The following is a 24,755-nucleotide window of genomic DNA, read 5'->3' on the forward strand; positions in this document are numbered from 1 at the left end:
GATCCCCGCGCCGCCGCCTCGCGGGTCCGGCCTTCAGCTCACCTCGACTCCCACGCCGGTTCCGTGCTCGGCGCCTTCACCTGGGCGACCTCCGCGAGGTCGTCGAATTCGGGCAGACCGTCGGCGGGAGCGCGGACGACACCGACCTGATCCGGCCTGGGCGGCGCGATGTTCCTGGACGGGCCCCAGCTCACGATGTCCGTCGTCGCACCTCCCTGGGTGTAGTACTTCTCCTTCTCCTGCGTGGAGAAGCCCGATCCGAATTTGAAGGGCAGCCCTTTCGCGTCGAAATAGAGCGTCCAGCCCACTTCCTTGTTCGCGTAACTCGCGTCCGGCCGTTTCCCCGCGACCTGCCGGAAAGTGGGCGAGAGGTCGTACAGTTCGGCGAACGTGAGGCTGCCGCGGTAGAACCCGGTCCGCTTGAGGTCCGCGGTCTTGCCCGCCGGGTTCGGCAGATTAAATTTCTTCTCATCGGCGCCGGCGATCAGCGCTTTCAGCGTCCCGAGCTCGAAGATGTTGATGAGGTGGTCGCCGAAGGCCGTGGCGCCCGCGCCCCGGTCGCCGCGCCGGGCCCATGTCTTTCCCTGCGGCAGGTCCGCGGTCCACAGCCGTCCGGTGCTGTAGAAGCGGCCCTTGGCGTTGATCCAGCGGTGCGGCCGGGTCTGCGCGAGCAGGCTCCGGGAGACCGGGTCGCCTTCGGCCGCGCGCTCCTTGGGGAGCGAAAGCAGGTGACGGTTGAAATCCACCCGGCGCGTGATGCTCGCCGCGACGACCCCGCCTCTGCCGAGAACCAGCGTCCCTTCCTGCATCGGGTTGTAGCGGAACACCCGGGCCGTGTGGTTGGTGTATTTGTTGCGGTTGTTGATTTCGACGGAGCCGTACTGCGTGAACGTCACGCTCGCGCCCCTGGCGAGCTGTTCGCGTACCGCGCGTACGACATCGGGAACGGCGGCCTCCGCCGCGGACGGAACCACGAGCAGGGCCGCCGGGCCGACGATCATGGCGGATAAGAGGGCTGGCAAACGGCGCATCGAAAGGGCCTCCGAGACCTGGCACAGCAACCGGATGATCTACAGCAGCCCGGAGCGTACCAGTTGCCTGCTCATTCGGCTTGCCGCGAATTACTGACGGCGCAGGTACGCCTCGATGCGGTCGAGCGCGCCCGCCCAGACCTCCCGCACGAAGAAGTCGCGCATCTCGGCCGCCGGGAACCCGGACTGCACCACGGTGAGGAGCGTCCCGTCGGCGTGCTCCTCGAAGGTGACCTCGACCGTGGTCGTCATGGTCATGCCGTCCGGACTGGCGCCGACGGATTCGGTGACCAGGCGGTGCGGGCGGTCGATGACCAGGAAGGTCTGCGTCTCGCGGAACAGGGTCTCGGGGTCCGGCCCCCACACCGCGGTCTGCCGGCCTCCGACCCGCAGGTCCACGTCGATCTCCACGAAGCCGGGCGTCTCGTCGAGGATGCTGAACCAGATCTTCTGCTTCTCGGCGTCGGTGTAGGCGTCGAAGACCTCTTCCGGGGTCGCGGGCAGGACCCGGCTCACGCGCAGCTGAGCGGTCTCGATGTTCTGCGTCATCGGTCGTCTTCCTTCCTGAGGGTGAAGTAGGCGTCGAGGCCGTCGAGCCGGCGTTCCCAGAGCCGCTGGTAGAACCTGATCCAGGACATGGCGTCCTCCAGTCGTTCGGCGCCCAGGCGGCATCGCCGTGATCGCCCGACCTTCTCCGTGGTGACCAGCCCGGCGTTCTCCAGGACCTGCACGTGCTTCTTCATGCCGGTGAGCGACATGTCGAACGGCTCGGCCAATTCACCGATCGTGGCCGGCCCCTGGCCGAGCCGGACGAGGATCTGTCGTCGCGTCGGATCCGCCAGGGCGGCGAACGTCCGGTCAAGGACCTCTTGCTGAACCATATGGTTCAGTATACGACGCTGAACCAAAAGGTTCAATAAGTTCGTGGTCAGCCCTTCCGGTCCGCGAGGACGTCCATGTAGTGCTGGTTGGCCATGATGCCGAGGATGTTGCCGAACGGGTCGCGCACCGACGCGGTGACGAACCCCGGGCCGCGTTCGGTCGGCTTGTCGAACGGGGTGGCCCCCAGCTCCAGCAGCCGCTTCCAGGTCGCCTCCAGGTCGTCGACGGCCCAGTAGGCGATCGCTCCGGCGCTCTCGGCGCTCCAGCCGTCCGGGGCGAAGCGCGCGTCGACGATGCCGAGCTCGTGCTGGTAGTCGCCGACGCGGAACTCCACGTAGGCCGGGTCGCCCTGCTCGGGCCGCTGGAAGTAGGCCCGTACGCCGAGCAGCTCGGCGTACCAGTCACGGGCGGCCACGACGTCGTGGGCGTAGAAGCTGATGGTGGTGAGTCCGCGGAGCATGTCCCTCTGCCTTCCGTCCGGTGGCTTGTGAGAACGATGCTTCCAGGCAAAGTGCTCACCCAATGAGCACTTTGCCTGGCGCGGTTCACGCTCCCACGTGAATGTGGGCCGCCCACAGGGACGGGGTCCGGGGGTGTCGCGCTCGCCGCTCGCGGACGGCGTGGTGCAGCGCGAACGCGGACCGCGCCGGGTCGATCGATCCCGCCCCCGTGGCCAGCCCCCGGTAGAAGGCGTCGGCGAGGTCGACGGCGAACTCGTCCTGGATCTCCCACAGGGTGCCGACGACGTGCCGGAACCCGGCTAGCTGGAACCCGCTCGCCAGGTGGATCGCCTCGTCGGCCACATGGGCGGAGGGACCGGTCGCGGTCACGCACGCGGACAGGTAGGCCAGTTCGGCGTGATCGAGGCGTACCGCGTTCAGCGCGGCCACGGTGAGCGGGGCGGTGGCGTGGTCCTGCAGGACGAGCATGCTGCGGGAGAGGTCCGTCGGGTGGATCGCCCCGTGACAGGCGAAGTGGGCGATCGAGCTGGTGGCCAGGTGGGAGAGCACGGTCTCACGGGTGGGCTCGCGAGGCCCGCCGGGCGTCAGCACGACGGCCTGGGGCAGGTGCCCGGCCACGGCGGCCGCCTCGGCGGCGGCGTGCTCCAGGTCCGGCCCGCCGGGAGTGGTGGGCATCGCCACGACCAGGGCGCCGTGGCGTCCGTCGCCGGGCGGGAGCGGGCGGCGGGCGTGACGCAGGGCGCGGACGGTGGGGATGGAGGAGGAGACGACCCGGTGGATCACGGCGTCGGTCTCGGAGCCGGGTACGCCGGCGGCGTGCAGGGGAAGCAGCGACAGGATGCCGCCGGACGCCCACCAGATCCTGGGCCATACGCCGCCGGCGGCGACGGGGCCGAGCCCCAGGGCGTCAAGGACCGGACGGGCCGCCACCCGCCACAGCCATGCGAGGACCTCGTTCATCGTCGCCTGGGCCGCGGCCCGCTCCGCCAGGGTCGTCCCCGTCTGCGTGAGGTGGAGCGCGCCGTAGAACTCCGTGACCTTGCCGAGCGTCGCCGTGACGTCCAGGCCCGGCAGCGGCAGCGCCCGGACGCCGCCGGAGGTCAGCAGCAGCGCGTCGCCCCGGGTGCGGCTGACGGTGAACGCCACGATCGGGCCCTGGGCCGTCTCCGCCAGCAGCTCCCCCAGCGTCGGCGGCTCCAGGAAGGTCGCGAAGCCGTCGAGCCTCCGGATGGCCGCCACCGTCTCCGCCAGCTCCTGCGCGACGCGGTGCGGGTCGGCGGCCGACGGCGACCGCGGCCGGGAGAGGCGGTCGTTGAGTTCGAGGTAGCGGCCGGCGAGCCCGGGATCGCGCTCGCGCAGCGCGCCCAGGTCGGCGCGGACGTCCAGCGCCTGGCTCAGCAGCACGGCCCGGCCGGTCTCCAGCAGCCGCAGGGCCTGCGCCGGGCCGGACTCGGGCCGGGTCAGCGCCAGGGCGACGGCCTGCGCCGTCAGCGTCCTGAACTCCTTGAGCAGGTCCTGCTGCCCGTCCCGGCCGAGCTGGCGGGCGGCCAGGTGCGGGAGCAGCCGTACGGCGGCCTCCAGCAGATCCGCGGCCCGGCCCGGCGCCGACTCCGCGACCAGGTACGAGGCCGCCTCGTAGGCCCGGATCCGCAGGACGAGGGCAGCCGAGGTGTTCTCGGCCGCGCGTACGAAGGCCGACACCGCCTCGGCGCGCAGGGGCTCACCGCCCTCCCGGTCGAAGCGCGCCCGCAGGACCTGCCCGAGCGCGAGGTGGACGGACGCCCGGTCGGGATGGCCGTCCGGCTGGCAGGTGACGGCCTCGCGCAGCAGCTCCTCCGCCTCGGCGAGCAGGGCGTGCTCCGGGGCGCGCCGCTGCCGCAGCAGCAGCGCGCTGCCCAGGTTGACCAGGTAGCGTCCCCGGTCCCGGTGGCCGGGAGGCGCGGCGGCCACGGCGGTGCGCAACGCCTCGATCGCCTGGCCGAGGTCGTCATCGGCGGCGCCGGGGTCGTCGTCGGCCGTGGTGCGCAGCTCGACGCGTCTCATCAGCGCGCCCCCGAGGTTGGCGTGGAGCAGGCCCCGGCGCACGTCCTCCCGGCCGCCCGTGGACGCGGCCTGCCGGTGCAGCTCGACGGCCTCGTCCAGGTCGTCCTCCCGCGCGGTCCGCTCGAACCGGGTGACCAGCGCGAGCCCGAGGTTGGACCTGAACATGGGCAGGTCGTTCCCGGGCGACGACCTCTGGGCGAGGTCCAGAGCGTGCCGGTGCACGGCGACGGACTCGTCGAGATCGGCGGGGTCCCCCGTCTGCTGGTAGCGGAGGCGCAGCGTGTTCGCGTAGCCGGAGTGCCGGTGCGCCGGGTGCGGGCCGGGCACCCGCAGGGCCCGGCGGTGGGCTTCGAGGGAAGCGTTGAGGTCGGCGGGGTCGCCGTGTTCCTCGAAGCGGGTCTGGAGGATGTCGGCCCACTGGGCCAGCCGTTCGGCGTCGGCGTGGTCGGACGGCACGAACCCCGGCCCCGGATCGCCGAGCCGTACGGCGGCCGCCAGGTCCTCCGGCTGCCCTGAGCGTTTGAACCTGTGGTGGAGGGCCGTCGCGAGCAGTCCCCGCCGGTGGCCGGCCGGGTCGGCCGCCGACGCCCTGGCGTACACCTCGATCAGCTGGTCCAGGGCGCGGGCGTCGCCGAAGTGCTCGTACTGGGAGGCCAGCAGGCCGCCGAGCTGCGTCACGCAGGGATCCCACCAGCCGTCGCCGGGCGACCCGGCGGAGAAGGCGAGCCCGAGCGCGGCGACCACGGCGTCCAGGTCCTCGCGGCGGCCCGATCGGCGGTTCCGGATCAGGAGAAGCTGGGCGTGGTCGAAGAGGTGCCGCGGGTCGCTGCGGTCGTGTGCGGCGCCGGCCCGCAGGGCTCGTTCCGAGGCCTGGAGCGCGGCGTCGAGGTCGGCGTCTTGGCCTGCTCGCAGGAACCGTTCGAGCAGCGCCGAGGAGAGCAGCGGCTGGTAGAGGATCTGCTCCTGGCCGTCGGCGGGCACCGCGGCCGTGATGCGCCGCCACAGCCGGATGACCGCGGACAGGTGCTGGGGGTCGGCCCCGTCGAACGCACCGCGCAGGAGGTCCACGGCGGGGACGGCCGCCGCCACGGCGATGGCTGGGAGCATCGGCTCGGGCAGCGCGTCGATCTCGAGGAGGAAGCAGGGCACGAGCAGCTCGACCGCGCGGCGGAACTCGCCGGGATCGCCGGTGCCGCGGTGGCGGAGCCAGTGCCACCAGCCCAGGACGACCCGGACCTCGGGCAGGTCGTCGGCCGCCAGCGAGTCGGCCAGGGCCCGGGCCTGCCGCAGCGCTTCGGGGTCCGCGACCGCGGACAGGTCGCCGGTGGCGCTCATCTCCAGCACCCGGGCGGCGACAAGGGACAGGAGATCCTGGCGCACCACCCGAACGTACGCCGCGCCCGGGCGATCCGCCCTGCCTTCCGCCGGCCCGGATCAGTCCGCGAGCGGCGAGTTGGGATCCCACCGTGACTTGCGCGTCGTCGTGGTGATCGCCTCGCCTTCCGCGACGGTCAGCGGGCCGTCGTCGTGAACGGCATGGCCGAGACGGGTCGCGAGCTCCCTGCCGTACAGGTCGACGGCCGACTCGACGAGGTCGGCGAAGCCGGCGACGCTCGCCCGCGCCCTGCTCCAGGCGGTGACCCCCGTCGCCGCGGCGATCAGGGCGGCGGGCCACCACCAGGCGGTCAGCAGGAGATGGAGCAGCGCCCACCCCATCAGTCGGGCCGAGGCGTCGTACGCCTGGCGGGCGGCGAGGATCTCCGTACGGGCCGTGTCGGGCAGCAGCAGCCACAGCCGGGGCCAGGCCGCGTCGAGGTCCAGCCCGTAGCTCGTCTCGACGCGCACCCGGCACGCGTGCAGCCGGTCACCGATCCAGGTCGGCCGCTCGGCCTGCACGAGGCTGACGCGGTCGGCCCTGGCGATCGCGGCGCCGACCTGCCGCGCCGTGGCCGCGGGGTCGTCGGCCTCGCTCTTGGCCCGCCGCGACCTGCTGCGGCGCGCGCCCGCCAGCCAGCTCGCCGGCGGCAGGTGGCCGGGCAGGTTCCACAGACGGGACAGGAGCCGGCCGAGGCCCGCCGCGACCAGCCCGGCCGCCACCGACCCGGCGAGGACGGCGGCGACGGTGAGCACCCCGCCGCCGACCGAGCGCAGGACGGGCTCCGCGGCCCACTCTTCGACGCGCGCGCGGAGCCGGGCGAGGTCCAGGGCGTCCGCCCAGCCCAAGGTATGGGCCGCGGCCGCGGTCGCCAGGAACAGCAGGCCCGGCAGGGCCAGGAGCGCCACCCACCGCTCGGCCAGCTTCTTGCCGAGCTCGCCGAGGAAACCGTTCACCGCGGCAGGGGCCCGGACTTCAGCGGCTCCCCCGACGCGCCGCACGACGGGGCCGGCTGTCCCGGCCTGACCCGGCCGCGTCCGGCGCACAGCCCGCGGGGGCACTCCCAGAAGCGGGCGCCGCCCGTCCCCTGGGCTCCCGGCAGCGGCTGGAAGGCGCGGTTGCCGGAGGGGAAGAGCCCCTGGCCGGTGGCCGACAGGACGGCCCGGTCCAGCGCGTCGAGATCCGCCTCCAGCTCCTGGTCGACCCGGCCCGCCCGGATCGCGGAGCGGGCCCGGAGGTAGGCCGCGAGCGCGTTCTCCTCCCGGGCGAGCCCTTCCAGGGTGTCGTCGCCGAGCTCCCGGCAGAAGCTCGCGATCTTGACCTCGACGCCGACGGCCACGCGGCCCTCCTCAGCTCCCGGTTCAGCGCCAATGTAGAACAAGTCTTGGGCCCGGTAGTCAGAGGTGGCACTGTAGTGCCCAGGAGTATGACGTCAGCAACCGCTGTCCCTGTCAGGCGGAAACTTCAGAGCCGGAGTTGAGCCATGGTGGAACGACGCATGTCGGTCGCGACGCACTGGGGGAGCTACATCGCCGTGGTCGATTCCGGCCGGCTGGTGCGCATCGAACCGAGGCACGACGACCCCGTGCCGTCACCGATCGGCCCCGGGATGGTGACAGCCGCCGACGACAGCGCTCGCGTGTTACGCCCCGCGGTGCGCAAGGGCTGGCTGAACGGCGAGCCGCGCGCCCACGACACGGCCAGAGGCACCGACGCCTTCGTGGAGGTGAGCTGGGACGACGCGATCACGCTGGTGAGCGACGAACTCCGTCGAGTTCGTTCACAGTACGGAGACAGCGCGGTGTTCGGCGGGTCCTACGGCTGGGCGAGCGCGGGCAGGTTTCACCACGCGCAGGGTCAGCTCCACCGGTTCCTGGCGCTGGGAGGGGGATACACCGACTCCTGCAACACCTACAGCACCGCGGCGTTGGAGGTCATCCTCCCTCATGTGATCGGCGGCCATCCGTGGAGCTACCAGTCCCGGATGCCGATGTGGGGTGAGATAGCCGAGAACTGTGAGCTCGTGGTGGCCTTCGGAGGGCTCGCGCTCAAGAACAGCCAGATCAACCCCGGTGGCCTGGCCAGGCACCAGACGCAGAACCTGCAACGCCGGTGCCGTGAGGCTGGGGTGCGGTTCGTGAACATCAGCCCCATCCGCAGCGATACCGCCCGCTTCCTCGACGCTGACTGGTTGCCCGTCATCCCCAACACCGACACCGCCGCGATGCTCGGCATCGCACACACGATGCTGGTCAACGGGTGGCACGATGAGGACTTCCTTCGCCGATGCTGCGTCGGGTTCGATCGCTTCGCCTCCTACCTGGTCGGCGAGCTCGATGGCATCCCGAAGGACGCTGCCTGGGCAGCGGAGATCACGGGCATCGGCCGCGACGCGATCATCGACCTCGCCCGCCGCCTCACCACCCGGCGTTCTCTCATCATGGTCAACTACGCGGTGCAACGGGCAGACCATGGTGAACAACCGATCTGGATGTCTGTCGTACTGGCCGCCATGGCCGGCTCGATGGGCCGGCCTGGCTGCGGCTGGGGCGCAGGGTACGCGACGATGGACGCGACAGGCGTTGCCCCCGATCGCGCCTTCGTGGGGACGATACCCGGCGTTTCCAACCCTGTTCCGGATTTCATCCCCGTGGCCAGGATCGCCGACGCCCTGCTGCATCCGGGCAAGACCATCGACTACGACGGCCGGCGCCTCACGTTGCCCGAGCTCCGCCTGATCTACTGGTGCGGAGGGAACCCGTTCCACCACCACCAAGATCTCCATCGGTTGGCGCGCGCCTGGCAGACCCCTGACACGGTGGTGGTGCACGAGGCCTGGTGGAACACCACGGCCAAGTTCGCGGACATCGTGCTGCCCGTCGCCACCGGCCTGGAACGCGACGACTTCGCCGCCGGATTCTCCGACCCCCACATCGTCGCGATGCCGAAGGTCCGCGAGCCGGCGGGCGAGTCGCGCACCGATCACCACATCTTCGCCGCCCTGGCCGCCCGGCTCGGGTACGAGCGGGAGTTCACGGAGTCGCGCTCCGAGATCGAGTGGGTCCGACACCTTTACGAGCAGACCAGGGCCAAGCTCGGCGGCGATGCCGCCCTGCCGAGCTTCGACGACTTCTGGCGCAGCTCCACCGCTGAGCTGCCGGCGGTGACCGGACCGTTCCCCGGCAGTTTCGAGGGCCTCCGCTCAGATCCGCACCGCTTCCCCCTGCTGACGCCGTCGGGCCGGATCGAGATCTTCTCCGAGGAGATCGACTCGTTCGGCTACGACGACTGCGCCGGGCATCCGAAGTGGTTCGAACCAGCGGAGTGGCTTCGCGCAGAACTGTCGGACCGATTCCCGCTGCACCTGATCTCGAATCAGCCGGCCTCACGCTTGCACAGTCAGTACGACAACGGTGGCCGCAGTCTCAGCTCGAAGATCGATGGTCGTGAGCCCGTGACGATGAACCCGTTGGACGCCGCGTCGCGCGGCATCGAGAGCGGCATGATCGTGCGCGTCCACAACGATCGAGGCAGCTGTCTGGCGGGCGCGGTCCTGTCGGACGACGTCATGCCGGGCGTCGTGCAACTGTCCACGGGGGCGTGGTGGGATCCGGTCCAGCCAGGCCTGAACGGAACGTTGGACCGCCACGGTAATCCGAACGTTCTCACCGCGGATCGGCCGTGCTCGCGCCTGTCCCAAGGACCGAGTGCTCTCAGTGCACTGGTCGACGTCGAGCGCTACGACAGCCCCCTTCCCGAGGTGCTCGCCTTCTCACCCCCGAGCTTCGAGCACGGAGACCGGAGGAGGTCGTCAGCGGGGGCGTAGGCGTGCCGCGGATCGTGTCCGGCGGTGACACGGGCGGAGGTCTCCTCGCCCAGGCGAACGTAGCGGACTGACGCTCTTTGCCGAGTCGTCCTTCTGCCGCCGGTACTCATGCCTCACCACCACGCCATATCACCGTGTGTGTCTCATGCATTACTTTCGGCTATTCGGCCTGGCGGAAGGAGCCACACCATGTCTGACTCATGCGCAGCTCACGCGGACATGACCACTCTTAGAGATCGCAAGTACCGCCAGTGGTTCAGGGGCGCCGACGTCGACGGCGACGGGGTCATCACCCGGCAGGACGTCCTGCTGATGGCCGAGCGCTACATCGCCGCTCGTGCCGCCGCACAGTCCCCGACCGCCCATCGCCTCACCGAGGAGCTGGAGGCGTTCTGGACTCAGGTGATCGCGCCGATGGACCAGGACGGCGACGGGAAGATCGACCTGCGGGAGATGACCGAAGGGTTCCGGCGGGCCCTGACCGACCCCGGCCTGTACCCGCAGCAGATCCAGGTGGTGGCCGACTGCTATTTCGACCTCATCGATCTCGATGGCGACGACAGGATCGACCAGGAGGAGTTCCAGCAGATCTTCGGCCTGGCCGGCAACATCTCCTTCGAGCACTGTGCCGAGGTTTTCGCGGCCCTGGACCTGAACGGTTCAGGCACGCTGGACCGCGCCGAGTTCCACCAGGCGCTCGCGGAGTATTTCTACGGCGACGACCCGGAGGCCCCCGCCAACCACCTGTTCGGCAGAGTCGCGGACTGACGGCCCGGCGCTGCGCGAGCGAGGGCGTCCGGTAGGCCTTCAACCACACCAGCAGCGCCAGAAGACGCCGGTCGTCTCGCGTCCTACGGCGGCGCCGGTCGCGGGCCAGCTGTCCCTCAGCCGGCGATCGAGGCGTTGGCCTCCGTGACGAACTTCTGGGCGGCCGCGTCCGGCGTCATCCGGCCGAGCAGCACCTCGTGCGTGTACCGCCGGAGGATGTCCTCCATGGCGCTGGCGAGCTTCGGCGGCGCGGCGGGCGGGTCCGTGAGCTCGCCCGCGACCTCCTTCAGGAACGCCACGGTCCTCTTGTCCACCTCGGGCAGCTTGTCGGTGACCGCCGCCAGCACCTTGGCGTTGGCCGGCAACCCGCGGTCGCTGAGAACGATCCCGCCCGCGTCCGGATCGTTGACCATGAAGTCGATGAACGCGGCCGCCGCCGCCCGGTGCGGCGACTTCGCCGAGGCCGTGTAGAACATCGCGGGCTGCAGGAACATGCCGCCCGACGCGGCGTCGCCCGCCTTCGGCATGCGCAGCAGGCCGACCTGCTTGCCGCCCGCCGCCTTGCTGATCGCGCCGAGCTCGTTGCTCCACCACATGCCCATCGCGCCGTTGCCGGTGGCGAACAGCGAGCGGTCCACGTTCTGGGCGGCCAGCTCCACGGTCTTGGCGACGCCGGGAGAGCCCTTGGTGGCGACCAGCCTGCGTTGCAGGGCCCACCACGCCTTCAACGTCCTGGGCGAGACGCCGATCCTGTTGCCGTCGTAGAAGCGCTCGCCGCGCTGGGCGGCGAAGATCTGCAGGAAGGCGGGGTTGAACGCCTGCTGCGCGCCGTAGATCCGGCCGCCGGTGCCGGCGGTGATCGCCGCCGCCAGGGTCGCGTACTCGTCCCACGTCCATTTCGTGTCGTCCGGCAGTTTCTGCCCCGCCTTGCGGAACGCCTCCGGGTCCACGACGAGGGACCAGGCGTTGACGCCGGTGGGGATGGCGTACCGCTTGCCGCCGATGGTGCCGGTGGCCAGCACCTTCGCGTCGATGTCGGCGGTGTCGACGCTGTCGGACAGGTCGGCCAGCGTGCCACGCTCGGCGTACTCGCGCAGGCCGCGGATCTCCAGCGTGATGACGTCCGGCGCCTGGTCGGCGGCGACCTTGGTGGCCAGCGTCTCGTAGTAGTCCCCGAAGCCGGAGAACTCGCCCACGACGTCGATGTCCGGATGCTTCTCCTCGAACTTCCTGATCGCCTCTTCCGTCATCTTGTGCCGCGCCTCGCTGCCCCAGTAGAAGAACCGCAGTTCGGTTCTGCCGCCGTCGCCGCCGCACGCCACGGTGGTCGACAGCACGACGGTGGCCAGCGCCGTCGCCATCAGCGCTTTCTTGCCAGAGCCCACGGGTTCGCCTCCTGGGGGGACGGAGGACCTGTTCCGGTCCGGTGGTCGCACAGCACGAAGATCGACATCGTGATGAAGGTCGGAGCTTACAACGATGCGGAGCGCGGTACGACCGATCCTGACGGGGGTGCTACGCTACCGTCCGTTCGGTGTTGGATCAGTGTGGAAGGGAGGTGAGGTTCGATGACCGCGGTGAAGACCGCTGCCCCGCGCAGCGCCCGGACCGACCTCACGTCCCGGGCCCCGGTCTGACCCACTTTCTCCCCCTGCCCTGAGCCGGGCGGGGTGATGTCCGCGTCTCGTCGGGGCCCCTTCTCCGCAAGGGTCTCACGTTGCCACATACCTACACCGATCCATCCGGCCTGTCCCGGTACGGGTGGACCGGCGCACTCGACCGAACCTTCACCGACCACTACGAAGCGGGTCTCGTCCCGGCCCGGATCTCCCGGGTCGACCGCGGCCTGTGCACGGTGATCACCGCGTCGGGCCCGACGCGGGCCACGTTCGCCGCGCCGCACCCGCCCGACCCGCTCCTGACCCCCTGCACCGGCGACTGGGCCGCGCTGCGCCCCGGCGCCGAGCCGCACCTGGTGGCGCTGCTGCCGCGGAGCAGCGCGATCGTACGCTCGTCGGCGTCCAGGTCCTCCCACGGACAGGTCCTCGCCGCCAACGTCGACACGGTCGTCATCGCCCTGTCCCTGGCCACGCCCCTGGACGCGGCCAAACTGGAGCGCCTGCTCGCCCTCGCCTGGGAGAGCGGGGCGCAGCCGGTGGTCGCCCTGACCAAGGCGGACCTGGCCGACGACGCCGAAGCCGTCCGCGCCGAGGCCGAGGCGCTGGCGCCCGGCGCCGACGTCCTCGTCACCAGCGTCGCGACCGGTCACAACATCGACGCGCTGGCCGCGCTGCTGCGCGGCACCACCGTGCTGCTCGGCCCCTCGGGCGCGGGCAAGTCCAGCCTCGCCAACACGCTGCTCGGCGAGGAGCTGCTGGCCACCGGCACGGTACGCGAGCAGGACGGCAAGGGCCGCCACACCACCGTCCGCCGCGAGCTGCTCCCCCTGCCCGGCGGCGGAGTCCTCATCGACACGCCCGGTCTGCGCGGGATCAGCCTGCACGACGCCGCCGACGGCCTGGAGCAGGTCTTCGCCGAGATCGAGGACCTCGCCGAGCAGTGCCGCTTCGGCGACTGCGGCCACGACAGCGAGCCGGGATGCGCGGTCCAGGCCGCCATCGCGGCGGGCGATCTGCCCGAACGCCGCCTGCACAGCTACCGGAAGCTGCAACGGGAGGCCGCCTGGGCCGCCTCACGCACCGACGCCCGGCTGCGCGACGAGCGCGTCAGCCAGCAGAAGGCCATCACCAGTCACCTGCGCGCCACCTACAGGTTCCGGGACCAGCAGCAATGACCAGCCATGACCTGCACGCGCAGCAGAACGAGGAGACGAACCCGACCATGACCTCTTCCTTCACCACCCGTCCCGAGAGCGCCGGCGACGTCGCCGCCATCCGCGAGGTCAACCTCGCCGCCTTCCCCAGCCCGCACGAGGCCGACCTCGTCGAGGCGCTGCGGGCCGACCCGCAGGCGTGGCTGCCCGGCCTGTCCTGGCTGGCCGAGACCCCCGGCGGCGACCTCGCCGGGTACGCGCTGCTCACCCGCTGCCACGTCGGCGACGCGCCCGCCCTCGCCCTGGGCCCGTGCGCCGTCAGGCCCGAACACCAGCGGCGGGGCGCGGGTTCGGCCGCCATCCGCGCCGCGCTGCGCGCCGCCGCCGAGCAGAGCGAGAACCTGGTGGTGGTGCTCGGCCACGCCGAGTACTACCCGCGTTTCGGCTTCACCCCGGCCTCCGGGTACGGCATCCGCCCGCCCTTCGAGGTCGAGGACAAGTACATGATGGCGCTCGCCCTCGATCCGGCGCGGCCGGTCCCGAGCGGCGTCATCAGGTACGCGGCGGCGTTCGGCGTCTGACCTGCCGCTCCACTGACCCCGGCGGGCGGCACCCCAGCGTGGCCGGGGCCCGGGCACGCGTGCCGGCTGATCAGCGGGGCGATCGATCGTCCTGCGGGGAGCGTACGGCGTTCTCCTGGGTTGCGGCCCAGCTGGCGAGCAGGCGCAACGCGTCGTGCGCGGAGGTGCCGGGAGCGGCCGTGTAGACGGTCAGGTTGAGACCGGGGTCGGCGTGCAGGTCCATGGACTCGTAGTCCAGGATCAGCTCGCCGACCGCCGGGTGGTGGAAGGTCTTGGTGCCGGTGTGGTGCAGGCGGACGTCGTGCTGGGCCCAGCGGCCGAGGAAGTCGTCGCTGCGCGTGCACAGCTCGCCGACCAGGTCGGTGAGGTCCTTGTTGTAGGGGTCGCGGCCGGCCTCGGTGCGCAGGAGGGCGACGATGGTGTCGGCGGCGGTGTCCCACTGCGGGAAGAAGTCCCGGCCGGCGGGGTCGAGGAACTGGAAGCGCGCGATGTTGGGCGGGCCGGTCCGCCGGCTCTGGAAGACCGGCCAGTACATGGCGCGGCCGAGCAGGTTGGCGGCCACGATGTCCATGCGGCCGTTGCGGATGATGGCCGGCGCGTCGCTCATGGCGTCCAGCATCCGTTGCAGTCCCGTACGGACCTTCTGCACGGGCCGGCGGGACCGGGACCGGGGCCGGGCGCTCGCGGCGCGAGCCAGGTCGAACAGGTGGGCGCGCTCGGCGGCGTCGAGCTGGAGCGCCCGCGCGACGGCGTTCAGCACCTCTTCCGACACGCCGCTGATGTGGCCCTTCTCCAGACGGGTGTACCAGTCGGTGCTGACCCCGGCCAGGACCGCGACTTCCTCACGCCGCAGGCCGGGCACCCGGCGGGTCCCGGGCGCCAGCCCGGCCTGCTGCGGGGTGATCTTGGCGCGGCGGGTGGCGAGGAAGTCGCGGATCTCGTCTCGGTTGTCCACTTTTCCCATCGTAGGCAGCGGCCGGAGCGTGAAGGGGGGCGAGGCTGTCCCCCCGATAAGGTGTCCGGCCATGGGCGTCTTGGTGGACTATTTCGTGGCGGACTCCGACGGATCGGCCGAGCGGGCCATGGCCGGCGGGCCGGGCCAGGTGAAGCTGCCGTTCGTCGACTGCAAGGGCTGGATCGCCGAGCTCGGCGACCTGGTGGCCGAGCTGAGCGGGCGCGATGCCAGCGAGTTCGGCGACAGTGCGGTCGTGGCCGACGACGAGGAGGGGGCGGGCGTGGACCGGGTGATGCCGGAGACGGTCGCCGCGCTCGCCGCCGTGGAGGACGCGCGGCTGCGTGAGTACGCCGAGGACGAGCTGCTCGACGACCACGAGATCGAACGCGTCACCGCCCTGCGGGATCTGGCCCGCGAGGCGGTGCGGCTCAGCCACGGGATGTATCGCCGGGTGTGTGTCTGAACGCGGTGAACAGCTCCTCCCGGAGGGCGGGCGGCAGCCTGCGGCCCATGCGCGCCGGGCTCACCAGAGCCTGATCGTCGTTCCACGCGTACGCCGAGTCCGCGAGGAACTCCAGCGCGAAACGGGCCTCCTCGCGGTGCTCGCCGTCCGGCCAGCCGTCCACCAGCGGCAGCACCGCACTCACCCGCTCGGCGATCCGGTCGAGGAGCGCGTACCCGGGGAGGCCGGGGAAACGCTGGGCCCGCAGGTCGATGTGGCGGAAGGAGACGCCGTCGAGTTCGGCGGCGGTGAAGTCGTTGCCGGTGAAGGCGTTGCGGTCTCTGCCGAGCGCGGCCCGGTCGTGGTCGTGCGGGCGGCCCCAGAAGTTCATCCCGCGTACGCGGCCGACGAAGACGCAGTCGACGAACTCGGCCTCCCCCGTGTTCGTCTGCAGCCGCAGCCGGGACCGGTCGAAGGTGCACCTCTCGAACCGGACGTTGCCGAACGCGGTGAGATCCGGGAACCGGGTGCGGCGGAACACACAGTCACGGAAGACGGTCCGCGGCCACGTCGCGCCGTCCCGCTCCTTCCCATGAGCAGCGGCGTAGGTGCCGCCCATCACCAACTGCTCGACGGCGGTGCCCGAGAAGTCGCAGCCGTCGAACGCGCTGCCGTAGGCGATGAAGAACCGGAATCGCGTCCCGGTGAAGTCCACGTTCACCAGGTGCGCCCGGTCGAAGGTCACATCGGTCACCCCGGCGGGCAGCGGGAACCGCTGGTCACGGAGCTCCCCGCGAACCATCCTCTTTTCTTCTCGCCCGTCCGGAAGTAGGGAATCCATGGCGCGGAGTCTCGCATCCGATGCCGACAGAAATCGGGGTGAAACGATCCGGACGGTCCGGACAGGTACAGGATGTCGGGACCCCGGACGAGAGAAGGCAGCGTGACTCCCCCTGACCGCAAGCGGCGCTTCGAGGTGATCTACGTTGCCAACTATGCCGACATCCTCGCCTACGTCGCGCGGCGTACCGGATCACCGGAGGACGCCGCCGACGCCCTCGCCGAGACGTTCACCACGGCCTGGCGCCGCCTCGACGACGTCCCCGAGGGGCGGGACGCGCGGCTGTGGCTGTTCGGCGTGGCCCGCCGGGTGCTGGCCAACGGCCGCCGGGCCGAGTCGCGCCGCGGCGAGCTGGTGGAACGACTCGGCCGGGAGCTGGCCGCATGGGCGGAGCCGGGCCGCTCGGGCAGCGTGCTCCCCGGCGTGCGGGAGGCGTTCGCGCGGCTGAGCCCCGACGATCGCGAGATCCTCTCGCTGGTCGGCTGGGAAGGGCTGGGCTCGGACGAGGTCGCCATGGTCCTGGGGTGCTCGCGCGGCGCCGCCCGGCTGCGGCTGCACCGGGCCCGTAAACGCCTGGCGAGGGAGTTGCGCGCGGCGGGCATCGACGTCGCCGCCATCGGGCTGCGTGCCATGGAGCTGGCGAAGGGAGCGATCTGATGCACGACCTCGACCGCCTGGTGGCGAGCCTCGCCCCCGACGCCGGCCCCGGCATGACGCCGATCGCCAGGGAGCTGCTGGAGGAGATCACGGCGAGCCCGGTCACCGCGCACTCGGTCGCCGCGCCCAGCACCACCGCGAGCCCGGCCCCCGCCCAGGGCCGTGCGCCCCGCCGCCGCCGGGCGTGGCTGACCGTGCCGGCGCTGGCCGCGCTGGCGACCCTGCTGTCCTTCGGCGTCGCCCAGGCGCCCGCCTCCGCGGCGCTCGACATCCGGCTCGTGGACGGCGCCTACGTGATCACGGTCAAGGACCTGATGGCCGAGCCCGAGGTGTACCAGCGCGAGCTGAAGGCCCGGGGCCTGGACATCACGCTCGAAGTGGTGGCGACCTCCGCGAGCCAGGTCGGGCAGATCTTCGTGCTGCACGACCTGGACCGGCTGCGGGCCGGCCAGGCGGTCTCCGCCGAGGGCCCGATCACCACCATCGACGCCCCCGGGTCTTGCGCACGACCCCACGGCTGCCCGATCGGCGTCAAGGTGCCGGCCGACTTCGACAAGAAGGCCCAGATCACGCTCGGCAGGCCGGCCAGGCCCGGCGAGAAGTACCGCATGCCGCCCGGCGTCGCCAGGCCCGGCGAGCCCCTGCACTGCGTGCCCTACGTCAACAAGTCCGTGGCCGAGGTCGGGGCGATGCTGCGCGAGCGCGGCGTGACCCCGACGTACGTCGCCGACTGGCAGCGGGCGCAGCCCTCGGCCCCCGCCGACTGGTACGTGCACGACGGCGTCATGAGCGCCGACGGCGAGGCGCTGCTGCTGGTCGCCCCCGAGCCGCGCGCCGTGGACCAGCACGCGCCGAAGCCCCGCTGCTGAGCGACCCCCGGAAGCCTCGCCGACGGGGCTCCTCCTACCGGCGCGGCGGCCGGAAACGCCGCGCCGGCTCCTTTCACCGCCACGCGTGCCGCTGCCGCGTGCGCGGACCTCCCCGCGTTCCCCGCCGATCGGATCTCTCGTGCTCGTCGACGCTCCCCCTGCCGTGCTGCCCTCGCGGCGCGGCCTCCTCGCCGGTCATCGCGCCTTCGCCGTGCTGCTGGCCCTGGCGGCCGCGCTGCGCGTGGTCACGATGCTCGGCTACCGCCCGGCCACCCTCTACTGGTACGACTCCTACACCTACCTCGACACCGCCGCGCACCTCGCCCCGTCGGCGGCCTTCCACCCGATCGGCTACCCGCTGCTGCTGCGGGCGCTGCTGCCGTTCCACAGCGTCGAGCTGGTTGCGGCCGTCCAGCACGCGCTCGGCCTGGGCATCGCCGTGCTGGTGTACGCCGTGCTGCGACGCAGGTCGGCGCCCGGCTGGGCGGCGGCGGCGACCGTGCCGCCGCTGTTCGACGCCTCGTTCCTGCGGCTGGAGCACGCCGTCCTGTCCGACACCCTGTTCATCTTCCTCGTCGTGGCGGGGCTGGCCGTGCTGATGTGGTCGCCGCGACTGTCCGTGCGGGCGGCGACCGGGGCGGGGCTGCTGTTCGCGCGGGCCGCGCTCACGCGCACGATCGCGCTCCCGCTGCTCCTGCTCGTGGTGCTGGTGCTGGCCGTACGGCGTGCGGGGTGGCGCCGGCCGGCCGCGCTGGCGCTGGCCGGGACGCTGCCCCTGGCCGCGTACGCCGCCTGGTACGCCCAGCACCACGGCCGGTTCGCGCTCAGCGGCGCGGACGGCGTCGCGCTGTGGGCGCGCACGATGACCTTCGCCGACTGCGCCCGCGTCCAGCCGCCGCCCGCCGAGGCCCGGCTGTGCCCCAACGGCACGAAGGTGGACGCCGCCTCCGAGTACGTGTGGGCCCCGGGGTCCTCGCTCAACCTGCTGCCGGGCGACCGTTTCGGCTACAACGGCCTGGCCCGTTCGTTCGCGCTGCGCGCGATCGCCGCCCAGCCGCTCGACTACCTGGGCGAGGTCGCGCGGGACACCGCCATCGCCTTCTCCTGGACCCCGATCGCCCATCCCGCCCGTACGACGCCCGCCTTCGGCTTCACCCACGGCCGGTGGCCGCTGCCGGACCAGCCGCTGGTGGGCAAGGTCCAGCGGGAGTACGACCCGGACCTGCGCGGCGCGGAGTCGGTGTCGCCATACGCGGACTTCCTCATCGCCTACCAGTACGCCGCCTACCTGCGGGGCCCGCTGCTGGGCGCGATCCTGCTGCTCGGCGGGGTGGCCGCGGTGCGGCGGCCCGGCGTGGCGCTGCTGCCGTGGGCGGTCGCGGCGGGCCTGCTGATCGGCCCGGTCGCCGTCCTGGACTTCGACCACCGCTACGTCCTGCCCGTGGTCCCGGTCGCCTGCCTGGCGGCCGCCCTGGCGTTCAGCCCCCGGAACGGGCCGGGGGCGCGGTGGAGTCGCGCACGATGAGCTGCGCGCCCACCCGGTACGCCCGCCCGTCATCTGGGGGGTGCGCCGCAGCGGCCGGCACCGGCGCGCCCGCCCGATCACTCCTCGTGGGCGATGTGCATGAGCTGCCGCCACAGCAGGACCACGAACACCGCCGACCCGGCGAAGGCGAACCAGAAGGGCGCCGCGACGCCGAACCGGGTGGCGAGCACGCCGCCGATCAGCGAGCCGACCACGAGACCGGCGTAGGTGGAGACGGTGTTGACGCTGCCCACCCGGCCCTGCAGCTCGCGCGGGACCGCGCGCTGGCGCACGGTGACCGAGGTGGTGCCCCAGATGAAGGCGTGGGCGCCGAAGGCCAGGAAGATGGCTCCGGCGACCCACGGCGAATGGGTCAAGGCCAGGCCCAGATGGGTGAACGTCTCGATGATGAGCCCGATCCGCATCAGCGCGCCGAGACTGAGCCTGCGGGTGACGGCCCCGTACACGCTGGTGCCGAGCAGGCCGCCGACCCCGCCGATGGTGGTCATCAGCCCGAAGCCGAGCGCGCCGAGGCCGAGCTGCTCCTGGGTGTAGAGGACGAGGACCGACCAGGCCGCGCCGAACGTGAAGTTGAAGATCAGGATGGTGAGCGCCAGCGTGCGGACCGCCGCGTGCCGCACGGTCCAGCCGAAGCCCTCCACCAGCTCACGCCAGGCGTTCGGCCTGCGGCCCGCGGCCGGCAGCTCGCGCGGCGGCAGCCTCACCCGCGAGACCAGCACGATCCCCGCCGCCACCAGCAGCAGCTGCCCGGCGAACGGCCAGGCCAGGCCCAGCCCGAACAGCGCCGCGCCGACCGGCGGCCCGGCGAGCTGGTTGAGCGTGATGAACCCCGTGCCCAGGCGGGCGTTGGCGACGACGAGGTCGTCCCGGTCCACCAGCATCGGGGTCAGCGTCGCGGTCGCGTTGTCGGCGAAGACCTCGGCGACCGAGCGCAGCGTGAGCGCGATCAGCGCCGTCGCCACGGTCAGGGCGCCGGTCATCATGAGCACGACGAGCGCCGCCAGCACCACGGCCCGTACCGCGTTGGCGACCAGTACGATCACCCGCCGGTCGTGGCGGTCCGACAGCACGCCCGCGTACAGGCTGAACACCAGCGGCGGCGCCCACGCCACCAGGGCCGACAGCGAGATCATCAGCGGGTCGCGGGTCAGCGTCGCGATCAGCAGCGGGCCCGCCGCGGCGGCGACACCGTCCCCGAGATTCGTCAGCCAGCTCGAGGCCAGCAACCATCGAAATCCTGTCCCGAGCCGCGCGGGCAGGACTCGCTCCACCACTGTGATCACGAGCGCAAAACCATACGATCGCGGAGCATTCCCCGGCAACGGGTTTTCGCCGCTCAGCGTGATCATCTGCCCTGCGGCAACGGCGATAAAGTACGCCGGTGGACAACCTGGAAAGCCTCGTCATCACCCGCAGGTTACGCGTGCCCCTGGACGCCGACCCCGGCGGCGCCTCCGACGGCGGCCGGCCGGGCCGGGGCGAGGTGGCCGCCCGCCAGCTCGACGCCGCGCTGCTGACCGCCGGCTTCGCCTGCTCACCGGCGCTGCTGGAGCGGCTGTCGGGGCTGAGCGTGGAGCACGTGATCGACCTCGGCCTGCGGATCCTGGCCGCCGTCCGTGAGCTGGCCGGCGACCACGTCCGCCACAACGCCTACTTCATCGACTTCCCGCGCAACGTCCCCGGCACGGCCGAGTTCTGGACCAGCCTGATGTGGCGTTCGCTGCTCGGCCAGGACGCCTCCGACCAGGCGGTCACGCCGCGGACGCTGAACCTGCTCACCCTGCCCGACTACGGCAGCTACCCGCACGCCTACGCCGACCTGCTGGCCGCGCACGCCGAGCTGATCCCGCTGGCCGGCGACCGCGTCACGGTGCTGGACCTGGGCGGCGACCTGCGTTCGGAGGCGCGGGAGCTGTACCTGTCGCTCGCGGGCTCGCAGGTGCCGCTGCCGGCCGAGGACCTGGCGGCGCTGCGCGAGCTGGCCGCGTACTGCGCCGAGCACCTGCCCGAGCCGGCCGCCGGCGAGGCCCCGGAGCACATCCCCGTGCGGGAGAACCGCGCCGTCGTCAACGCGGCGCGCCTGGCCGCCGGCCTGCCGCTGCTCGTGGACACCGTGACCGACGTGCTCCGCCTGGCCTGCGGCGCCTCCGGCGGCGACGTCACGCTCGCCACCGCCACCCGGTTCCGCTCCTTCCGCCGCGCCGAGCGCCGCGCCCTGCTCAAGGCCCTGGACGCCGTCGCCACGGACGCCGCCCTGGGCGACGTGCCCCGCCTGCGCGAGCCGTGGAAACGGCTCGGCGAACGCCTGCACCCGCACGAGTACCCGCACCTGCCGCGCGCGGCGCACGTCTTCGACGTCGCCCGCGGCGAGCGCCCGGCGCGCGGGCTCGGCGGCCGCGTGGAGACGGCGCTGGCCGCCGGGCGCACCGACGAGGCGGTCGAGCTGCTGGAACGTTCCCCCGGCGCGCTGCTGCGCCGGCTGGACCACCTGCTGCGCACCGGCACCGACCCGGAGCGGGTGCTGGCGGCGGCCGCCCAGGCGGCGCGGGCCGCGTCCGGCCGGGTGCTGCTGTCGCTGCGCGAGCACCTGCACAACCGGCTCGCCCCGGCCGCCGGGCGCGTCTTCGTCAACCGGCACGGCCGCGCCTGGACGAGCGCCGACACCCGCCCCCCGCTCTCCGCCGGCGTGCTGGCGCAGGCGGCCGGCCTCCTGGACGAGGAGATCACGCGGCGGCTGCCCGACCTCGGCAGGCTCGTCGTCGAGCCCGCCATGCTCGACGTCGCGCTGCCGCTGTCGGGCAAGGCGGCCGCGCCCGGCCTCGGCATGCTGCCGCGCGGCTCGCTGGCGCCGGTCGAGGGGGAGCTGCTGCGCTTCTTCGTCCACTGGCGCCAGACCGCGCGCCGCACCGACTACGACCTGTCGGCGCTCATGCTGGACGACGCCTACGGCGACCCCGAGTACATCTCGTGGACGAACTACACCAACGACTTCGCCACCTACTCCGGCGACCTGACCACGGCCGCCCACGGCGCGAGCGAGTTCATCGACGTCGTCCTCGCCCGCGCGACCCGCCCGGTCGTCATCCCCCAGGTCAACATCTACGACGGTGAGCCCTTCGACCAGGCCGCGGAGGCGTTCTTCGGGTTCATGACCAGGGACCTCGTGCAGCAGGGCCTGCCGTTCGAGCCGCGTACGGTGCGGATGAAGTCCGACCTGCGCGGCGCGGGCAGCGTCGCGCTGCCGCTGGTCTTCCTGCGCGGCGGCGACGGCCGCTGGCGGGCCAAGTGGCTGCACCTCTACCTGAAGGGCAGCCCCGCCTTCAACCAGGTCGAGGGCAACCGGTTGAGCACGGCCCTGCTGGTGCGCTCGATCGTCGAACGCGAGTACCTCACGGTCCGCCACCTGGCCGCCCTGCTGGCCCGCAAGGGCGGGGCCGGCGACCACACCACCTACCTCGGGCTGCAGGCGCCCGCCGACGCGCCGGAGGGGGCGCGGGTCTACACGCCGGCGACGCTGCACGAGCTGATCCCCGCCTGATAGGGTGCGGATCGCGAGGCCATGGGTGGGCTTCCTTCTTCTTTCTTCGTAAAGAACTCTCCAGCCTTCCCGCTTTCCTCGCCCTTCGCTTCGGTCCTGGACGCGGGCGCCTAGCGCGCCGCGTCCAGGACCGGTTTCACGTCGATGACCGGCGTGCCGTCCACGGCCTCCAGCCCGGCCACCCGCACCCGGAGCCCGTCCACCGCGAGCACCCGCACCCGGTGCAGCCCGATCGGGTTGGGCCGGTCGGCGGAGCGGGTGCTGAAGACCCCCGTCAGCGGGTTGCGCGGGTCGTCGCGCGGGCGCACGGCCGTCACGGTCCGGTCGGCGAGGTGCAGCCAGGTCAGGACGAACACCTCGTCACCGGCCGCGAGATCGCCGATCCCCTCCGCCATCGCCGGGTCGAACGCCAGCCAGGCTTCGGGTGCGCCCTCATGGCCCTGCTTCGGCGCGCTCGCGCGGTCCGCCAGGGGCGACTCGACCGCGCCGATCGCCCGGATCTCGTACGTCATGATCTCTCCCTACCGCAGCCCGCCCCCGGAGCGCCACCCCCGAAAGTATTCGTTGACAGGAATATTCTCCGTGGTGAATACTTCTCGGCATGGACGCGATCCTCACCGCACTGGCCGACCCGGCCCGCCTGCGGCTCGTGGAACTGCTGGCCGAGCGGCCCCGGCCCGTCGGGGTGCTCGCCCAGCTCGCCGGAGCCCGCCAGCCCCAGACGACCAAGCACCTGCAAAACCTCGAACGCGCCGGCCTCGTCACCTCCCAGCGCTCCGGCCAGCGCCGCGTCTACGCGCTGCGGGCCGGGCCGCTGCGGGAGCTGGCGGCCGCGCTCACCCGGCTCGCCGACACCGCCGACCAGGCCGGCGGCTCCCGCGAGACCTACGACCGCTACGGACTCAACCTCCAGGCCGAACGGCTCGCCGCCCGGGAGCCGGGATGGGCCGACGGCCGCTCCTTCACCTTCCACCGGTCCCTGGCCGGGAGCCCGGAGGAGGTCTGGCGGCACCTGACCGAGGCCGGCCTGCTCGCCCGCTGGTGGACACCGGAGGACCTGCGCGTCTCCGAGCTCGTCTTCGAGGCGCGCCAGGGCGGCCGGATCGTCCACGAGTACCGCGACGCCGAGGACGCCGACGGCTCCGACCTGGTCGTCGGGCGGGCGCGGGGCGTGGTCGACGACGTACGGCCCGGCGAGCACCTGGCCTACCGGCTCTCCCCCGAGCTCCCCGACGGCACCCCCGCCTTCACCGCCCACCTCGACCTCACCCTCCGGCCCGCCGCCGCCGGCACCGACCTCGACGTCCGCTTCCGCATCACCGACAGCGCGGTCGAGTCCGCGGACTTCGTCGCGGGCATCGAGATCGGCTTCGGCCAGAGCCTCGACAAGCTCGCCGCGATCCTCACCGACCTCCCCACCACCAGGAGCACGACATGAACCAGCCGACCGGCCGCAAAGTGACCGCGAACCTGAGCCTCACCCTCGACGGGCGTTACCACGGCCCCGGCGGGCCGGGCGACTTCGCCGCCTTCGCCCCCTACGTCACCAGCGAGGTCGCGCGCGACCACATGAACGGCATCTGGGAGAACGCGACCACGGCGCTGCTCGGCCGGGTCAACGCCGAGGGGTTCATGGGCTACTGGCCCTCGGTCGCCGACGACGGCGACGCCGACCCGCGCGACCGCGGATACGCCCAGTGGCTGGTCGGCACCGAGAAGGTGGTCCTGTCCACCACCCTGACCGAGGCCCCGTGGGAACGCACCCGTGTGGTGAACGCCCCGGCCGCCGACGTCGTCACCGAGCTGAAGGCCGCCGGCGGCGGCGACATCCTCGTCAACAGCAGCGCCAGCGTCATCAAGCCGCTCCTGGCGGCCGATCTGCTCGACCGGCTCCACCTCCTCATCACCCCCGAGATCGCCGGGGGCGGGCAGCGGCTGTTCGACGACGGCCTGCCGGTCTCGAAGTGGCGGCTCACCCACCAGCGGAGCGGCGACCTGGGCGAGCTCGCCCTGGTCTACGACCGCGTCCGCTAGAAGAAGCCCGCCGATATGGCGTGATCACCGGCCGATTGCGACATCTCGGCATGATTACTGTCAGTAGTGGGAATGCCGCTATCCGTATCACTAAGAGGCTACAAGCCCCACTTATGCCTACTTGCGGGGAACT

23 protein-coding genes are annotated in these 24,755 nt (G+C 72.3%); 11 read left to right on the forward strand and 12 right to left on the reverse strand.

Features of this window, described 5'->3' with window-relative positions:
• Window positions 1-38 precede the first annotated feature (38 nt).
• The 7 genes from AC27IY_RS12150 to AC27IY_RS12180 form a co-directional block, all read right to left on the reverse strand.
• Complete coding sequence (locus AC27IY_RS12150) at window positions 39-1,001, reverse strand: hypothetical protein (protein WP_487177998.1); 963 nt, start codon at window positions 999-1,001, stop codon at window positions 39-41.
• 120 nt (window positions 1,002-1,121) lie between these two features.
• The gene (locus AC27IY_RS12155) at window positions 1,122-1,580 is read right to left on the reverse strand and encodes an SRPBCC family protein (RefSeq protein ID WP_487178000.1); all 459 of its coding nucleotides are present in this window, start codon (window positions 1,578-1,580) and stop codon (window positions 1,122-1,124) included.
• Window positions 1,577-1,912 carry an ArsR/SmtB family transcription factor gene (locus tag AC27IY_RS12160; RefSeq protein WP_364457692.1) on the reverse strand — a complete coding sequence of 112 codons (336 nt, stop codon included), beginning with the start codon at window positions 1,910-1,912 and terminating at the stop codon, window positions 1,577-1,579. The genes AC27IY_RS12155 and AC27IY_RS12160 overlap by 4 nt, the downstream gene beginning before the upstream one ends.
• Window positions 1,913-1,959: 47 nt before the next feature.
• Complete coding sequence (locus AC27IY_RS12165; RefSeq protein ID WP_423471085.1) at window positions 1,960-2,373, reverse strand: VOC family protein; 414 nt, start codon at window positions 2,371-2,373, stop codon at window positions 1,960-1,962.
• 85 nt (window positions 2,374-2,458) lie between these two features.
• Entirely contained in the window at window positions 2,459-5,797 is a 3,339-nt protein-coding gene (locus tag AC27IY_RS12170; protein ID WP_487178001.1) for a CHAT domain-containing protein, read from the reverse strand.
• Between the two features lie 54 nt (window positions 5,798-5,851).
• Window positions 5,852-6,748 (reverse strand): hypothetical protein, encoded by an 897-nt coding sequence (locus AC27IY_RS12175; RefSeq protein WP_487178002.1) that lies wholly within the window; start codon window positions 6,746-6,748, stop codon window positions 5,852-5,854.
• Window positions 6,745-7,131, reverse strand: a complete 387-nt coding sequence (locus tag AC27IY_RS12180; protein ID WP_423447996.1) for a hypothetical protein — start codon at window positions 7,129-7,131, stop codon at window positions 6,745-6,747. Before AC27IY_RS12180 ends, AC27IY_RS12175 begins: the two co-directional genes overlap by 4 nt.
• Before the next feature lie 159 nt (window positions 7,132-7,290).
• Here AC27IY_RS12180 and AC27IY_RS12185 point away from each other — a divergent pair, with 159 nt between their 5' ends.
• Both AC27IY_RS12185 and AC27IY_RS12190 read left to right on the forward strand, forming a co-directional pair.
• Window positions 7,291-9,618: a molybdopterin-dependent oxidoreductase gene (locus tag AC27IY_RS12185; protein WP_487178003.1), complete on the forward strand. Its 2,328-nt coding sequence runs from the start codon at window positions 7,291-7,293 to the stop codon at window positions 9,616-9,618.
• Window positions 9,619-9,807: 189 nt separating this feature from the next.
• Window positions 9,808-10,386, forward strand: coding sequence for an EF-hand domain-containing protein (locus tag AC27IY_RS12190; protein WP_487178004.1), 579 nt, complete (start codon window positions 9,808-9,810; stop codon window positions 10,384-10,386).
• Window positions 10,387-10,502: 116 nt separating this feature from the next.
• On the opposite strand, the gene AC27IY_RS12195 is transcribed toward AC27IY_RS12190, so the two are convergent.
• Complete coding sequence (locus tag AC27IY_RS12195; protein ID WP_487178005.1) at window positions 10,503-11,771, reverse strand: ABC transporter substrate-binding protein; 1,269 nt, start codon at window positions 11,769-11,771, stop codon at window positions 10,503-10,505.
• 332 nt (window positions 11,772-12,103) lie between these two features.
• On the opposite strand from AC27IY_RS12195, the gene rsgA reads away from it, so the two are divergent.
• Together rsgA and AC27IY_RS12205 are read left to right on the forward strand one after the other, a co-directional pair.
• Complete coding sequence (gene rsgA, locus AC27IY_RS12200; protein WP_487178006.1) at window positions 12,104-13,180, forward strand: ribosome small subunit-dependent GTPase A; 1,077 nt, start codon at window positions 12,104-12,106, stop codon at window positions 13,178-13,180.
• 47 nt (window positions 13,181-13,227) lie between these two features.
• Entirely contained in the window at window positions 13,228-13,740 is a 513-nt protein-coding gene (locus tag AC27IY_RS12205) for a GNAT family N-acetyltransferase (protein ID WP_487178043.1), read from the forward strand.
• Window positions 13,741-13,810: 70 nt separating this feature from the next.
• On the opposite strand, the gene AC27IY_RS12210 is transcribed toward AC27IY_RS12205, so the two are convergent.
• Window positions 13,811-14,695: a helix-turn-helix transcriptional regulator gene (locus tag AC27IY_RS12210; RefSeq protein WP_487178007.1), complete on the reverse strand. Its 885-nt coding sequence runs from the start codon at window positions 14,693-14,695 to the stop codon at window positions 13,811-13,813.
• A gap of 70 nt (window positions 14,696-14,765) precedes the next feature.
• Here AC27IY_RS12210 and AC27IY_RS12215 point away from each other — a divergent pair, with 70 nt between their 5' ends.
• On the forward strand, window positions 14,766-15,158 hold the full coding sequence (locus AC27IY_RS12215; RefSeq protein WP_487178008.1) for a hypothetical protein: 393 nt from the start codon (window positions 14,766-14,768) through the stop codon (window positions 15,156-15,158).
• Here the strand turns inward: AC27IY_RS12215 and AC27IY_RS12220 are convergent.
• Window positions 15,124-15,939 carry a pentapeptide repeat-containing protein gene (locus AC27IY_RS12220; protein ID WP_487178009.1) on the reverse strand — a complete coding sequence of 272 codons (816 nt, stop codon included), beginning with the start codon at window positions 15,937-15,939 and terminating at the stop codon, window positions 15,124-15,126. The two genes, AC27IY_RS12215 and AC27IY_RS12220, sit on opposite strands and share 35 nt — an antisense overlap.
• 141 nt (window positions 15,940-16,080) lie before the next feature.
• Between AC27IY_RS12220 and AC27IY_RS12225 the strand changes: the two genes are divergently transcribed.
• From AC27IY_RS12225 to AC27IY_RS12235, 3 genes are all read left to right on the forward strand, one after another.
• On the forward strand, window positions 16,081-16,635 hold the full coding sequence (locus AC27IY_RS12225) for an RNA polymerase sigma factor (RefSeq protein ID WP_364457718.1): 555 nt from the start codon (window positions 16,081-16,083) through the stop codon (window positions 16,633-16,635).
• Window positions 16,635-17,504: a hypothetical protein gene (locus AC27IY_RS12230; protein WP_487178010.1), complete on the forward strand. Its 870-nt coding sequence runs from the start codon at window positions 16,635-16,637 to the stop codon at window positions 17,502-17,504. The genes AC27IY_RS12225 and AC27IY_RS12230 overlap by 1 nt, the downstream gene beginning before the upstream one ends.
• Window positions 17,505-17,643: 139 nt before the next feature.
• Complete coding sequence (locus tag AC27IY_RS12235) at window positions 17,644-19,029, forward strand: hypothetical protein (protein ID WP_423471071.1); 1,386 nt, start codon at window positions 17,644-17,646, stop codon at window positions 19,027-19,029.
• Window positions 19,030-19,106: 77 nt separating this feature from the next.
• On the opposite strand, the gene AC27IY_RS12240 is transcribed toward AC27IY_RS12235, so the two are convergent.
• A complete protein-coding gene (locus AC27IY_RS12240) occupies window positions 19,107-20,333 on the reverse strand; it encodes an MFS transporter (RefSeq protein WP_423471070.1) in 1,227 nt (408 codons plus the stop codon).
• A 98-nt stretch (window positions 20,334-20,431) separates the two neighbouring features.
• On the opposite strand from AC27IY_RS12240, the gene AC27IY_RS12245 reads away from it, so the two are divergent.
• Complete coding sequence (locus AC27IY_RS12245; protein ID WP_487178011.1) at window positions 20,432-22,588, forward strand: TerD family protein; 2,157 nt, start codon at window positions 20,432-20,434, stop codon at window positions 22,586-22,588.
• 110 nt (window positions 22,589-22,698) lie between these two features.
• Here AC27IY_RS12245 and tsaA read toward each other — a convergent pair whose 3' ends face one another.
• Window positions 22,699-23,100 (reverse strand): tRNA (N6-threonylcarbamoyladenosine(37)-N6)-methyltransferase TrmO, encoded by a 402-nt coding sequence (gene tsaA, locus AC27IY_RS12250; RefSeq protein ID WP_364457759.1) that lies wholly within the window; start codon window positions 23,098-23,100, stop codon window positions 22,699-22,701.
• A gap of 89 nt (window positions 23,101-23,189) precedes the next feature.
• Between tsaA and AC27IY_RS12255 the strand changes: the two genes are divergently transcribed.
• Together AC27IY_RS12255 and AC27IY_RS12260 are read left to right on the forward strand one after the other, a co-directional pair.
• A complete protein-coding gene (locus tag AC27IY_RS12255; protein ID WP_423448021.1) occupies window positions 23,190-24,026 on the forward strand; it encodes a metalloregulator ArsR/SmtB family transcription factor in 837 nt (278 codons plus the stop codon).
• A complete protein-coding gene (locus AC27IY_RS12260) occupies window positions 24,023-24,622 on the forward strand; it encodes a dihydrofolate reductase family protein (RefSeq protein WP_487178012.1) in 600 nt (199 codons plus the stop codon). Before AC27IY_RS12255 ends, AC27IY_RS12260 begins: the two co-directional genes overlap by 4 nt.
• Window positions 24,623-24,755 lie beyond the last annotated feature (133 nt).

The sequence above is a fragment of the Nonomuraea sp. B208 genome (genome assembly GCF_057536035.1).

What these genes read in the sequence shown, in the direction of transcription:
- AC27IY_RS12260 (WP_487178012.1), top strand. Translation starts at nt 24,023, where the DNA reads ATGAACCAGCCGACCGGCCGCAAAGTGACCGCGAACCTGAGCCTCACC.
- AC27IY_RS12150 (WP_487177998.1), bottom strand. Translation starts at nt 1,001, where the DNA reads ATGATCGTCGGCCCGGCGGCCCTGCTCGTGGTTCCGTCCGCGGCGGAG.
- tsaA (WP_364457759.1), bottom strand. Translation starts at nt 23,100, where the DNA reads ATGACGTACGAGATCCGGGCGATCGGCGCGGTCGAGTCGCCCCTGGCG.
- AC27IY_RS12190 (WP_487178004.1), top strand. Translation starts at nt 9,808, where the DNA reads ATGTCTGACTCATGCGCAGCTCACGCGGACATGACCACTCTTAGAGAT.
- AC27IY_RS12220 (WP_487178009.1), bottom strand. Translation starts at nt 15,939, where the DNA reads ATGGTTCGCGGGGAGCTCCGTGACCAGCGGTTCCCGCTGCCCGCCGGG.
- AC27IY_RS12160 (WP_364457692.1), bottom strand. Translation starts at nt 1,912, where the DNA reads ATGGTTCAGCAAGAGGTCCTTGACCGGACGTTCGCCGCCCTGGCGGAT.
- AC27IY_RS12230 (WP_487178010.1), top strand. Translation starts at nt 16,635, where the DNA reads ATGCACGACCTCGACCGCCTGGTGGCGAGCCTCGCCCCCGACGCCGGC.
- AC27IY_RS12205 (WP_487178043.1), top strand. Translation starts at nt 13,228, where the DNA reads ATGACCTCTTCCTTCACCACCCGTCCCGAGAGCGCCGGCGACGTCGCC.
- AC27IY_RS12155 (WP_487178000.1), bottom strand. Translation starts at nt 1,580, where the DNA reads ATGACGCAGAACATCGAGACCGCTCAGCTGCGCGTGAGCCGGGTCCTG.
- AC27IY_RS12215 (WP_487178008.1), top strand. Translation starts at nt 14,766, where the DNA reads ATGGGCGTCTTGGTGGACTATTTCGTGGCGGACTCCGACGGATCGGCC.
- AC27IY_RS12165 (WP_423471085.1), bottom strand. Translation starts at nt 2,373, where the DNA reads ATGCTCCGCGGACTCACCACCATCAGCTTCTACGCCCACGACGTCGTG.
- AC27IY_RS12255 (WP_423448021.1), top strand. Translation starts at nt 23,190, where the DNA reads ATGGACGCGATCCTCACCGCACTGGCCGACCCGGCCCGCCTGCGGCTC.
- AC27IY_RS12185 (WP_487178003.1), top strand. Translation starts at nt 7,291, where the DNA reads ATGTCGGTCGCGACGCACTGGGGGAGCTACATCGCCGTGGTCGATTCC.